The following is a 12,959-nucleotide window of genomic DNA, read 5'->3' as shown; positions in this document are numbered from 1 at the left end:
TTATTAAATAACTCAAAATGAAAAAGTCAAATTACTTAAGATTGCTTACAGTAGCCTGTGGCGTGTTAACAATTACCGCTTGTTCAAAGGACAAGCCCGTTGAAGGAGGAGAAGATTCAGGAAACTCGAAAAAGAAGGAAAAATTCGTCTTTATCGTAACTGGTCAAGGGAGTTCGGAATCAGGTTCATCAGGCACTTATATTGTTACCACGGATGATGTTACACAAGGTAATTTAAGCATAGTGGGTAACGGTCTGCCGGCAACTGAGGCTTCTTTTATCAATCAAAACAACCATGTTTTTGGTCTGACATACGGTGGCCAAGGTCCGATAACTCCTTATGCTATTGATGCCAAAGGCGATCTGCAAAGACTTAAAGATGATCAGGTAAACGCCGAAACCGCAGGTATCTATGGTAATTTCGGTGATAAAAATATTATTTTGGGAACGACCAACAGAAGCATTGTAAACCCGGTCGCGACGCTAAGAAACTATGATGCACAAAATTTCTCCATCGCCAACAAAAACACGGTCGATCTTTCCAAAGTATTGGGCGGTAAACGCATGGCAATCTGGACAGGCGTATTCCAAGTAGGTAACAAGGTCTATATTCCTTTCCAATCCGGAGATGGTTCAAGTAACTGGGGCGGAGATTTTACGACAACAGATACGACCTATATCGGTATCTTCTCTTATCCGGAACTTAAATTTGAAAAAACAATCCGTGACGGAAGAGGTTCCCATATCGGGAATTGGTGGGCTCAGCAAGGTCTAGCCGTGGATGACAAAGGCGATGCGTATGTTTGGTTCTCCGCAAATGAAGCGTCACTGGCATCTAAAAATAAATCTGGATTCCTACGAATCAAGAAAGGAACAGATGAATTTGATAAAGACTATTATTTCGATATCGAATCCCTTGGAAACGGTAAGATCGCAAGAGGCAGTTATCTTAAAGACGAGAAATTTTTAATGACGGTCTATAATAAAGGCGAACAAGCTGAAGGTGTAGGTGGTGGACTTGTCAAACTATATATCGTAGATATCCAAACCAAAAAAATGACAGAAATCAAAGAGATTCCTGCACATGAACAACAGGGATATAAAGATGTTGTATTTGTTGACAAAGGTAGCTCAAAAGCTTACTACACCTGTCAAAATAAAGACGACAAGCAATATTACACTTACATCATTGATATCAACAACGCTACCGCAAAAAGAGGGTTGAAATTTACAGGGATCTCCCATGTATCATCAATGAGCAAAATCAATTACTAATCACCTACAATGATCCGATCTGCCGACCAACAAGTGCAGATCGGATTATAAAAATCGTTTCCCATTATGCTCAGTAAAATTAATGCCTGGCTACACCTTTGGTTAGGAATCGCTGCGGGTATTCCTGTTATCATCTTAGGAATTACAGGCTGCGTACTTGTCTTTGAACATGATATCAAAGAATTAACCACAAACTATATTCAGGTCACAGCTCAAAAATCAGAAGAACAGCTTCCCCCATCCGCGATCTATAAATCTGTTAAAGCGACGCTTCCTGATTATGAAATTGCGAGTTCCTGGTATTATGGTTTGGACAAATCAGTTAAAGTAAGTCTAGATCACTCCGACAGTCTTGTCTATGTAAATCCTTATACAGCCGAAGTCCTCGCGATTGTCAACCATGAGGATTTTTTCCATTTCATGGATGAGGGGCATCGTCATCTTTGGATGCCCGCAAAAATAGGCAGGCAGGTCGTTGGCTGGAGCACCTTTATCTTTTTCATACTACTGATCACAGGCCTGGTATTATGGTGGCCAAAGAAATGGAACCGTAGATCGAGAGAACAGAGTTTTACCATCAAATGGAAAGCAAAATTTAAACGTGTCAATTATGACCTCCACAACGTACTGGGTTTTTATGCGCTAACAATCGCATTCGTCATGTGCTTTACAGGGCTCATCATGAGTTTTCCCTGGATTCGAAGTTCTGTCGTTTGGATGACGGGAGGCTATCCCAACAAACCAAAAACGGAAAAGAATAATAAACCCGAGCTTCCGGATCAGCCGCTAAATGATGCGTTGGTAGTTGCTGATCAGATCTGGTATAAAGTGCGTCATGAATATGCAAAATTCAACAAAGAAGCTGTTATTGTCCACTATCCCGAAAAAGAAGATAAAGCGGTATATGCCTGCACGGACATGGCCAACGGAAGCTGGAGAGACCTTAATTTTGACCGAAATACACTGGAATTAACAGGCCGCAAACAGGGACCAATTGATGAAGCCAATACCACGGAATGGCTCATGCGTTCCAATTACGCCCTGCATACCGGTTTTATCGGTGGAATGACCACCAAAATAATTTACTTCATCGCATCGCTTATCTGTGCGACTTTGCCTATAACAGGGTTCTACATCTGGTGGGGAAAGAAAAAAAAGTCAACCAAAAAAACAAGACGTCCACAATTAGCAACAACTTAATTATATAATCATGCCTTATATCCTCCGTTATCTCTTAAGTCTCCTTTGGATCTGTACCCTATTTACAAGCCAAGCTCAAAAAGCAAATCATATCAAGGGACAGACTGTGGGCGAAGATAAACAGGCCATTCCTTATGTAAGTATTTCGCTTTATCACGTCAATGATGGTACACTGGCTAGTACGGCACACTCAGATAGTACCGGAAATTTCAGGTTTACCAATACCAAAGCGGGCAGCTATTTTATTAAAGTCAAAAGCCTTACCCATCAGGATACTTTCAGTCCCCATTTCAGGTTGGACGAACATTTTGAGGAGTATGATCTTGGCAAGATCCTATTATTGCAAAACAATGCCTATTTAGCTGAGGTCGTCGTCGAAAGAAAAAAACAATTTATCGAACAGCAACAGGACAAGCTGGTCTTCAATATTGAAAACTCAATGCTCGCAGACGGCAACAACGGACTGGAATTACTCAGCAAGATTCCAGGTGTCGCTGTCGATGAAAGTGGTTCACTAAGTATTAAAGGTAAATCCGGAGCGACGGTCATGATCAATGGGAAAATTACATACCTGTCCGCCGATCAATTGGCCAATCTCCTACGGAGCACCTCCTCAATGGACATCAATAAAATCGAGGTCATGTCCAATCCAAATGCAAAACAGGATGCTGCTGGATCTGCAGGTATCATCAACATTGTGTTAAAGAAAGGACTCAAACAAGGGTTTAATGGTTCCGTATCGGCTAATGCCGGTGCCGGTAGAGGAGCACATCTTGGCGGGAGTCTAAACCTTAATTATCGTACAGAAAAAATCAACGTATTCGGGATTTATAATCAGTATTTCCAAAATCTGAAATATTATAACTCACTTACACGCTATTTTTACACTGATCAGGGATCAGTCCCTGAATCGTATTCACAGCAGGAGAACACCATACAGCCCAAACTCCGATCTAATAATTTTAGAGTCGGCATGGACTACAGTATAAATCCCAAACAGACGATAGGTTTCTTAATTAATGGAGGATTCGGGAAATTTCCAAAGTACGAGCCTACCACGAATAATTTCCGAAACTTTAATACCGATAATTTAGTATGGTCATCCACGACCATCACGGAGGGCAAGGAGCGTTGGCGAGATATGCTGTACAATGTCAATTATAATTTAAAGCTCAATGATAAAGGCCATGAATTAAAAATAGATCTTGACCTTGTTGACCACTATTCAAAAATGGATCAGCAGCTGAATACGGCATACAACAATGTCGGAGCTTCAACACCGCCTGCAAGTTCCTCCAGAATAGGTGATATCCCCTCAGACAATAAGGTATATGTCGCCAAGCTAGATTATACACTCCCTCTTCCAAGAGAATATAAACTGGAAGCCGGCTGGAAGAGCAGTTACGTACGCACTGAAAACGATCTACATTATGATACATTACAAAATGATCAATATGTTCCGGATCTGGGTACAAGTAATCACTTTATCTACAAAGAGACTATTCATGCGGGTTATCTAAATCTATCAAAAAGCTGGCACAAGTTTTCAACGCAAATAGGCGTTCGTGGTGAACATACCCGTACACGTAGTCATCAAATTACATTGAACGAACAATTTGAAAGATCCTATTTCAAACTATTCCCAGCAGCGTTTTTCACTTATACAGCCAATGACAATCATAAAGTACAGACCAGCTACAGTTATCGTGTACAACGACCTTCGTTTTGGGATTTAAATCCATTCAGGGTATATACGGATCCTTTTTCCTATGCTGAGGGAAATTCGAACTTAAACCCAGCATACGAACACTCCTTTGAACTAGGTTATACTTACGCAAGCAAATACGTCTTAACGCTGAATTATGCACAGCGGTCAAATGTTGTCAACGAAATATTGGGCAGAGATCCACTTAATCCCTATATTACTTTTGAAAGGCCCGAAAATATAGGTTCTTTTAAAAATTATGGAATCTCCTTTATTGCTCCGACCCAATTTACCAGCTGGTGGTCGGCAACCCATTTTGCGAACTATTATTGGAATGAATATGAATTGCCACAAGAAGATGGGCTAATTGTCCGCAAGGGCAATACATTAAGTCTAAATAGCCAAAATTCGTTCAAATTGCCTAAGGATTGGTCTATCGAATTGGGGGGCAACTATGTATCTGGCTTGACGGTAGGGATCAGTCATATCAAGAGCTACGGACAGGTATATTCTGGCATCCAAAAAAACTTCCTCAATAAAAAAGCCACGCTGAAATTAGTCGTTAATGACATTTTCAGAACCAACAATAGACGATATGAAACGATCTCCCCGACCATCAGGCTAATCGGTAGATCTAACCCCGACAGTAGAACCGCCATCTTATCTTTCAGCTACCGTTTTGGTGGTTCTCAAAACGCGACAGCACAACGCGCTACGGGTTCTGAAGACATAAAAAGTAGGCTCTAAACTCATGACAGTTAGCTAACTTTATACTAATTCCAAATTTTGTACCTTTGTAAAAAAAAAATTGAAGATGTCGGTCAAGATTGGTGAAAATATTGAATTGGGAGAATTCCCTTTGTTACTTGCTCCGATGGAGGATGTCAGCGATCCCCCATTTCGGTATGTTTGCAAACAAAATGGTGTTGATTTAATGTATACTGAATTCATTTCCTCTGAAGGACTGATTCGTGATGCGGCTAAATCTGTTCAAAAACTAGATATTTTTGAATATGAACGGCCCATCGGTATCCAGATATTCGGTGGAGATATTGAAAGTATGCGTCAATCAGCTGAAATCTGCACAAAAGCAAATCCAAATCTAATCGACATCAATTACGGTTGCCCTGTTAAGAAAGTGGTCTGCAAAGGAGCTGGTTCATCCCTGCTACAGGACATCGATAAAATGGTTGCAATGACAAAAGCTGTCGTTGAGGCTACGGATTTACCCGTAACGGTGAAAACACGTCTTGGCTGGGATGACAACACAAAAAATGTATACGAAGTTGCCGAAAGGTTACAAGATGTGGGGATCAAAGCACTTGCTATTCATGGACGTACGCGTGCCCAGCTGTATAAAGGTCAGGCGGACTGGTCTATGATTCGTGATATCAAACGCAATCCGCGCATCAAGATTCCAATTTTTGGCAATGGCGATGTAGACTCTGTCGAAAAAGCTGCGGCATGGCGGCAGGAGTTTGAAGTGGATGGCATTATGATTGGCCGTGCAGCAATCGGATACCCCTGGATTTTTAGAGAAATAAAACATTTTTTCAATACTGGTGAGCGTTTAGAAGGACCAACTATTGCCGAACGTGTCGAGGTATGTAAAACACACTTAAACAAATCCATTGAGTGGAAAGGTGATAAATTAGGGATCTTTGAAATGCGCAGGCATTATGCGAATTACTTCAAAGGAATCCCTAACTTTAAGGAACACCGAATGAAGTTGGTCAGCTTACAAAACCAAGCTGAGATTCTTGAAGTACTTCATGAAATTGAACACAATTTCTCAGCAGAAATGGTATAATCCTGAAGTCTACGATTTATAAAGAAAAAGGTCGTGCTAAATTAACATTAGCACGACCTTTTTTCGTTTAAGCTTCTTTCTTTATGAATCGCTTGAGCTGATTTCGTTCCATCAGAAATACACCTCCAATGTAAGCAACTAAAAGCCCATTACCAACGAAGGCATTATGATTAAATACAAAGTAGGATAGATAGGAGAAACATATCCCTACAAATATATACATCAGGATCTTGCCCAATTTATAGGGTATAGGATAATGTTTTTGCCCCCATACATAAGATAGCACCACCATAGAAAAGTAGGCTAGAAATGTGACTATTGATGCTCCAACATAACTGTACCTCGGGATCAGGTAATAATTTGCAACGATGGTTATTCCTGCCCCTACCAATGAAATATACAATGCGTACCGCGTTTGATCGGAAAGCTTATACCATACCGAAAGATTCATATAAATACCCAGCAGGACATAATTGAATAGTAATAGCGGAACGATAAAAAGTCCAGACCAATATAAGTCACGAGTTTCCACATTTCCTTTAATAAAATACTTCAGCCAGTCAATATTCGCTGTAATCCCCAGCATAACTAACATCATGGCAATTACGAAATATTCCATAATCAACGCATAGGTCTTCTTTGCATTGGCATTTTTTGCATAAGAAAAGAAAAATGGTTCGGCCCCCAATCGAAAAGCCTGAACAAAAATGCTCAGAAACATTGCTAATTTTCCAACGGCTCCATAGATCCCCAAATCGCGATCCCCAATATCCTTAGGCAGGTAGATTGGCAACACAATTTTATCTAAATTTTCGTTGATGATATAAGAAATATTAGCTATTAAAATCGGAAAGCTATACGATAGCATCTTTAAGATTAGCTGCTTTTCCGGTTTAAAATAGAAACCCCTCATTTCAGGAAGGAGCAATAGAAAGGTTGCTGCACTTGCCACAATATTAGAAATAAATACATAACCTATCCATTCATTTCTATACCAACCGGAACACCAAGTACCCAAAACACCACCATCTTTTATCAGATAGGGAACTAGCGCAATAAAGAATAGGTTAAGAATAACCATAATACCGATGTTGGCCAATTTAATAGCACCAAATCGAATAGGCCTTCCCTCCGATCTCAATTTCGCAAAAGGAACAATAGCTAAAGCATCCAATGCCAATATGAGGGCGAAATACTTCACATAGCTCTCGTAATCGGCATTGTAAGTTCCCTTATTCAACCAGCTACCAATAGTGCCAGCAAAGACTATGGCCGTAATAAAAAATAATGCTGCCAAAGAGGCAATGACGATAAAACTGTTATTGAAAACCTGCTTTTTATCCTTTTCTTCGACTTTTTGGAGAAACCTAAAAAAAGTTGTTTCCATTCCAAATGCCAAAACGGCATTGATCATGGATGCCCAGGCGTACATATTAGTAAATATTCCGTAGGACGCAGGTGGATATTTGAGGACATACAATGGCGTCATGACGAAATACAGCATACGGGCTATAATCGTACTCAGGCCATAGATCATGGTCTGTCCGGCGAATTTTTTAAGTACTGACAAGGCGAAACGGCTTAAGATTGAACTCTTTTAACTACTTCAAAATTGGAAAAGCCCTTCATTTCGCCTTCCTTTACCTCAACACTTTCAACGATTGCACCCTCGGGTCCTTCTTGGCAGAACTCCAACAGTGAATCTAGTGCAAAATCGTCGCCCTCGCCCTCTATATAGACAGAACCATCTTTTAAATTGACAACAAAGCCTCTAACACCGACTTGATCTGCAACCGCCTTGGTTGTCAATCTAAAAAAGACCCCTTGTACTTTACCTCTTATTGAAATATTCAAATGTTTCATCTGTAACTTATTTTTTCTTCCATCGGTCAGATGGAACTTACCATGACTATAGTTTCGTTATTATAGTCATGGACGGTTCAATAAGAGCAAAAGTACAGAAGTTTTGGGGAATTAAATACTACGCTAAACGTTTTACCTTAACATCTTCATTTAGGCGCATGTGTTCCATACCTTGCAACAACACAATCCCAGGTTTTTTACCCACTTCAAGTGAGCCAAATTCATTCTCAATGTTCAACGCGATAGCACCATTGATTGTAGCCCATTGAATAGTCTGCAAGAAATCGAGATCCTCAAAGTGCGCATGCAATACCTTTAGCTCCTCCAAAATGGACAATGTATCGTTTGAAGCTAAACTGTCCGTTCCGATTACTAAACGCTGTCCGGCATTCATAAAATTCTGAACCTTTGGTAATGTTCCCTCAATATAAAGGTTGGCTTTTGGACAGAGACACCACATCACATCACGATCCATACGCTCTACAAAATCCAAATCTTTAAGAGAGGTATAGGTGTTATGAACCAACAATAATTTATTTGGATAAGGCAAATAAGGAAGATAAGACTGAATCGAATTTCTTGCCTGCGCCTTAATCGCATCAGCATTTTTTCCTATACTTTTATAAAAGTCCAAGAACTCACCCATTTTATAACGGAACAGTTTATTCTCCTCTTCACTTTCTTGATTGTGAATACTGATAATATTTGTTTCCGGAACCATCTTCTTGAATTTCTTAAAAAGGACCTTCGAACAAGAATAGGGAGCGTGCGGAGTAATGGATACATGCCCATTCCTAAACTCTTGGGTCAACGATTTAGCCTCCTTTAACTTAAAGTCAGCTTCTTCAGGTTCAATTCCGAGCACCTCCACAAATGTGTGATATAATATCTGTGAATCTTCCTTCAATTTTGAAGAATTATCAGTGTTGGCGTGATCTCCGACTGCGACAATACCATTTTCGTACATATCTCGATCGGCTTTGGCCATAGCGTCATCTATTTTTTTCATCGATGCCGACCGCGTTGTCATCACCTTACTGAGAAAGCTCGGAAGCCCCGTACCTTTAGGAACAATACCTTTCATATGCGACAATTCAATGTGGCAATGTGCATTGATAAAACCTGGAATTATCACTCCTTCATATCTCTCAACCTTCGTTTTATCTGAAGGTGTAAATGAAGTTGGGTCATAGATACCTTGAATTACCCCCTCCTCATCTACCGAAACAATACCGTCTTTTATTGGCATTGAAGTAATCGGCAGAATATAATTAGCGCTTAAATATTTTAACATTTTATCTCCTCACTATCAATTTAGTAACTAAAATTTTTTGACCTGTATGAATACATACCTCTAGTAGAAAAATTCATGCCAAGGTACCTAAAAAGAACAATAAATACCAAAAACAACAATTTGCACAAATTTTTAACCAAAAAGAAATAATACCGCAAATCCACTCTTTTCCATTTGTCATAAATTACTTCTTTATACTTCATTTCAATTTTAAATTTATATATTCGCAGCATCGAATAGGGGTGCCTTGTTTTGTCAGGAACACAAATAAAGGCTGAGATTATACCCAACAGATTAAATTCTGTACACCTGATCCAGATAATGCTGGCGTAGGGAGAGGTTAGTTAAATAGTGCGGTCATAGTAACCCCTTGCTATGATTTGTTTAACTCAAACAAAATACATTACCATGATCAAATTTTTGATTTGTAGCTCCTTAGCTACTATTTCAAGCCAAATTGCCATTGCGCAACAAAATCTGACAATTAAAGCTGTAGACAATACCAATCAGACCCCCTTACAGTATGTTTCCATATCCATAGATGGACAAGCATCCTTCGCTGGCCAATCGGACAAAAATGGACTGATTAAACTATATCGTATCAATACAGGTAAGCACCAGATCCAGGTATCTTCTCTTGGATATAAAACATGGAGCCAAAATGTGGATGTTAAAGACAATTTGGAGCTTACGGTAGCGTTAGAACCTAGTACAATTCAAATGGAAGAGGTGCTTGTTCAATCTACCCGTGCCAAAAGAAATGCTCCTACAACCTTTAAAAACATCTCCAAAGAAGAAATAACGCGTAATAACCTCGGCCAGGATATTCCATTCCTTTTAAATCAGACTCCATCCGTGCAGGTCAATTCCGATGCCGGTGCAGGCATAGGTTATACCGGAATGACAATCAGGGGATCGGATAATCAACGAATCAACGTAACATTAAATGGAATCCCTTTAAATGATGCGGAGAGCATGGGTTCATTTTTTGTAAACCTTCCCGACTTTGCCTCTTCTACCGAGAGCATCCAAGTTCAGCGTGGTATTGGGACTTCGACGAATGGTGCCGGATCATTTGGAGCCTCATTAAATATTCAGTCCAATACGTTAGTCGAAACCCCTTACGCAGAGCTCAACAATTCATTTGGCTCCTACAATACCTGGAAAAATACAGTCAAGGTAGGTACCGGGCTAATTAACGACAAATTTGCCTTCAATGCCAGATTATCTCGAATCAGTAGCGATGGTTATATCGAAAGAGGTAGTTCAGACTTACAGTCTTTTTATGTGGACGGAGGTTATTATGGCAAGAAACATATTTTAAAAGGAATTGTATTCTGGGGAAAAGAAAAGACATATCAAGCCTGGAATGGCGTTCCCGAACCATTGATTACTGGCGATCGATCACGCATGGATGACTATGCAGATAATGCACTCGAAATCTCGGGCGCAGAGAAAGATCGTTTCATGAACGCCGGCCGGAATTATAATCTATATACGTATCAAAATCAAACAGATAATTATACGCAGAAACATCATCAACTTCATTATACCAATATCCTGAACGACAAATTGACGCTCAATACAGCCCTACACTATACAAGAGGTTATGGTTACTATGAAGAAATGAGACCCGGAGATAAACTAAGTAAATACGGTTTGCCTAACGTCATCATTGGTAAAGATACCATACAAAAAACAGATCTCGTCCGCAGGAGATGGCTTGATAATTATTTTTATGGCATGACCTATGCACTAAATTACAGACCGAATGATCAGCTTGAAATTACTTGGGGTGGAGCTTATAATCAATACAAAGGAAAACATTATGGCCAGGTGATTTGGGCACAATATGCATCAACAGGTTTTCTTGACGATAAATATTACTTCGGGAAATCACAAAAAAATGATTTCAGTAATTTCTTAAAGGTCGATTATAAACTAGATAAGTGGATATTAATGGCCGATATTCAATATCGGAATGTAGATTACCACATGTATGGTGATGATGATAAGGTGAAAAATTATAATTATCATCCTAAGTTTAATTTCTTAAACCCTAAAGCTGGTGCAACTTATTTGCTAAATGACCATTCAAATGTATACGCTTCTTATGCCTTTGCACAAAAAGAACCTGTTCGCAAGGATTTTATAGAGAAAAATAGCGCCTTACCCGATCCGACCCCGGAGAAAATGCAGGACATCGAATTTGGCTATCGCTTTACAAATGAAAAATTCAACATCGGATTGAATGGGTATGGCATGTTTTACAAGGATCAGTTGATCCCAACAGGTGAAATCAGTGATACTGGCTCTCCAATTCGACAAAATGTCAAAGATAGCTATAGAATGGGGCTTGAATTCGATGGATCATGGAACATCAACAAGCAGTTCAACTGGAAAGCAACAGCTAGTTTCAGCCAAAATAAAATTAAAGACTTTGAAGAGGTAATCGGTGATACAAGGATATTTTATTCGAAAACAGACATTGCTTTATCTCCGGGAACGATTTTGTCAAGTAATTTTTCTTATAGTCCGATAACATCACTTACATTCTCTCTTCTATCCAAATTTGTAGGAAGACAATATCTAGATAATTCATCTGCGAAAGAGAGAAGCATTTCCTCTTATTTTGTCAACAATCTGTTAGCAAACTATAGCTTTACAGCATTAGGTATCAAAAACATCAGTGCAACTTTACAGGTCAACAACATCTTCAACGAAAAGTACGAAGCCAATGGCTACACCTTTGGTTGGATGGAAGGTGATACACGAAAATATTATAATTTCTATTTCCCACAAGCACCAACAAATTTCCTATTGGGCTTGAATTTCAAATTTTAGAAACAATTTATTTAAATAAAAAAACGTCTCTTTTTTCCTGAGGAAGCAAGAGACGTTTTTTATTTAATATCGTGGATAAATTGCACATTACATCGTGTTTAACAATCGGAATTTTTACCTTTGGTTTTATACTTTTCATTATGCGCGCAGTTATACAACGAGTGAAAAACGCCTCTTGTACGGTAGATAATCAGATTACAGGCCAGATCCAGAAGGGTTTAATGATTTTATTAGGAGTTGAAGAAGCAGACACAACAGAAGATCTTAAATGGTTAGGACAGAAATTCATCAACTTACGCATCTTCGAGGATGAACAGTGCTTGATGAATAAATCGATACAGGATATAGACGGAAATATCTTACTCATCTCACAATTCACCCTCTTTGCTCAAACAAAAAAAGGAAACAGACCTTCTTTTATCAGAGCAGCAAAACCGGATAAAGCCAAACCAATGTATGAAGAGATGGCTTTATTGTTAAGTCAATTGCTCCAAAAAGAGGTTCAACTTGGCGTATTCGGAGCAGATATGAAAATCGACCTACTGAATGATGGTCCAGTTACCATCGTCATGGATACAAAAGATAAGGACAACTTTTAATTTTTTATTGAAAAAGATGACAATTAAAGAAGCACAAGAGATTATTGACAAATGGATCAATAGTACCGGAGTACGTTATTTCAACGAACTGACAAACACCGCCATACTCATGGAAGAAGTCGGTGAGGTTGCCCGAATAATGGCTCGGAAATACGGAGAGCAATCTTTCAAAAAATCAGACAAAGAAGTCAATTTAGCAGATGAAATGGCCGATGTATTATTCGTTTTGATGTGTCTTGCCAATCAAACGGGAATTGATCTAACAGAAGCTCTGGAACAAAATCTTCAAAAGAAATCAATTCGGGATGCCGACCGCCATAAAAACAACGAAAAACTTAAATAATTGGAGATCGTATTGTTTGTACAACTC

The 12,959-nt window shown here is 39.2% G+C and carries 10 protein-coding genes and 1 riboswitch; of the genes, 7 read left to right on the top strand and 3 right to left on the bottom strand.

All coding sequences use genetic code 11. The features are described from left to right. Nucleotides 1-17: 17 nt before the first annotated feature. The 4 genes from A9970_RS19875 (at nucleotide 18) to dusB (ending at nucleotide 5,989) form a co-directional block, all read left to right on the top strand. Nucleotides 18-1,274: a DUF4374 domain-containing protein gene (locus tag A9970_RS19875; protein WP_182983448.1), complete on the top strand. Its 1,257-nt coding sequence runs from the start codon at nucleotides 18-20 to the stop codon at nucleotides 1,272-1,274. 66 nt (nucleotides 1,275-1,340) lie between these two features. Beyond that, entirely contained in the window at nucleotides 1,341-2,474 is a 1,134-nt protein-coding gene (locus tag A9970_RS19870) for a PepSY domain-containing protein (protein WP_182983447.1), read from the top strand. A gap of 10 nt (nucleotides 2,475-2,484) precedes the next feature. Further along, nucleotides 2,485-4,926 (top strand): outer membrane beta-barrel family protein, encoded by a 2,442-nt coding sequence (locus tag A9970_RS19865; RefSeq protein WP_182983446.1) that lies wholly within the window; start codon nucleotides 2,485-2,487, stop codon nucleotides 4,924-4,926. Between the two features lie 67 nt (nucleotides 4,927-4,993). Continuing rightward, nucleotides 4,994-5,989 (top strand): tRNA dihydrouridine synthase DusB, encoded by a 996-nt coding sequence (gene dusB, locus A9970_RS19860; RefSeq protein ID WP_182983445.1) that lies wholly within the window; start codon nucleotides 4,994-4,996, stop codon nucleotides 5,987-5,989. Nucleotides 5,990-6,056: 67 nt separating this feature from the next. On the opposite strand, the gene A9970_RS19855 is transcribed toward dusB, so the two are convergent. From A9970_RS19855 to A9970_RS19845, 3 genes are all read right to left on the bottom strand, one after another. Then, on the bottom strand, nucleotides 6,057-7,526 hold the full coding sequence (locus tag A9970_RS19855) for a lipopolysaccharide biosynthesis protein (RefSeq protein ID WP_182984291.1): 1,470 nt from the start codon (nucleotides 7,524-7,526) through the stop codon (nucleotides 6,057-6,059). Nucleotides 7,527-7,570: 44 nt separating this feature from the next. Further along, a complete protein-coding gene (locus A9970_RS19850) occupies nucleotides 7,571-7,852 on the bottom strand; it encodes an acylphosphatase (RefSeq protein ID WP_046674815.1) in 282 nt (93 codons plus the stop codon). Nucleotides 7,853-7,970: 118 nt separating this feature from the next. Beyond that, nucleotides 7,971-9,146, bottom strand: coding sequence for an amidohydrolase family protein (locus A9970_RS19845; RefSeq protein WP_088160035.1), 1,176 nt, complete (start codon nucleotides 9,144-9,146; stop codon nucleotides 7,971-7,973). Between the two features lie 228 nt (nucleotides 9,147-9,374). Further along, a riboswitch (TPP riboswitch) is annotated at nucleotides 9,375-9,500 on the top strand. Nucleotides 9,501-9,554: 54 nt separating this feature from the next. On the opposite strand from A9970_RS19845, the gene A9970_RS19840 reads away from it, so the two are divergent. The 3 genes from A9970_RS19840 (at nucleotide 9,555) to A9970_RS19830 (ending at nucleotide 12,932) form a co-directional block, all read left to right on the top strand. After that, on the top strand, nucleotides 9,555-11,990 hold the full coding sequence (locus A9970_RS19840) for a TonB-dependent receptor domain-containing protein (protein ID WP_153844890.1): 2,436 nt from the start codon (nucleotides 9,555-9,557) through the stop codon (nucleotides 11,988-11,990). 140 nt (nucleotides 11,991-12,130) lie between these two features. Beyond that, the gene (gene dtd / locus A9970_RS19835; RefSeq protein ID WP_182983444.1) at nucleotides 12,131-12,589 is read left to right on the top strand and encodes a D-aminoacyl-tRNA deacylase; all 459 of its coding nucleotides are present in this window, start codon (nucleotides 12,131-12,133) and stop codon (nucleotides 12,587-12,589) included. A 16-nt stretch (nucleotides 12,590-12,605) separates the two neighbouring features. Continuing rightward, nucleotides 12,606-12,932, top strand: a complete 327-nt coding sequence (locus tag A9970_RS19830) for a nucleotide pyrophosphohydrolase (RefSeq protein ID WP_182983443.1) — start codon at nucleotides 12,606-12,608, stop codon at nucleotides 12,930-12,932. The last annotated feature ends 27 nt before the right edge of the window (nucleotides 12,933-12,959 follow it).

Source organism: Sphingobacterium sp. UME9 (assembly GCF_014170215.1).
GTDB lineage: Bacteria > Bacteroidota > Bacteroidia > Sphingobacteriales > Sphingobacteriaceae > Sphingobacterium > Sphingobacterium paramultivorum.
This window is presented reverse-complemented; position numbering and strand designations above follow the sequence as displayed.

Coding starts and splice junctions, on each gene's coding strand:
- A9970_RS19865 (WP_182983446.1), top strand. CDS start 2,485: ATGCCTTATATCCTCCGTTATCTCTTAAGTCTCCTTTGGATCTGTACC.
- dtd (WP_182983444.1), top strand. CDS start 12,131: ATGCGCGCAGTTATACAACGAGTGAAAAACGCCTCTTGTACGGTAGAT.
- A9970_RS19840 (WP_153844890.1), top strand. CDS start 9,555: ATGATCAAATTTTTGATTTGTAGCTCCTTAGCTACTATTTCAAGCCAA.
- A9970_RS19850 (WP_046674815.1), bottom strand. CDS start 7,852: ATGAAACATTTGAATATTTCAATAAGAGGTAAAGTACAAGGGGTCTTT.
- A9970_RS19855 (WP_182984291.1), bottom strand. CDS start 7,526: ATGATCTATGGCCTGAGTACGATTATAGCCCGTATGCTGTATTTCGTC.
- dusB (WP_182983445.1), top strand. CDS start 4,994: ATGTCGGTCAAGATTGGTGAAAATATTGAATTGGGAGAATTCCCTTTG.
- A9970_RS19845 (WP_088160035.1), bottom strand. CDS start 9,146: ATGTTAAAATATTTAAGCGCTAATTATATTCTGCCGATTACTTCAATG.
- A9970_RS19875 (WP_182983448.1), top strand. CDS start 18: ATGAAAAAGTCAAATTACTTAAGATTGCTTACAGTAGCCTGTGGCGTG.
- A9970_RS19870 (WP_182983447.1), top strand. CDS start 1,341: ATGCTCAGTAAAATTAATGCCTGGCTACACCTTTGGTTAGGAATCGCT.
- A9970_RS19830 (WP_182983443.1), top strand. CDS start 12,606: ATGACAATTAAAGAAGCACAAGAGATTATTGACAAATGGATCAATAGT.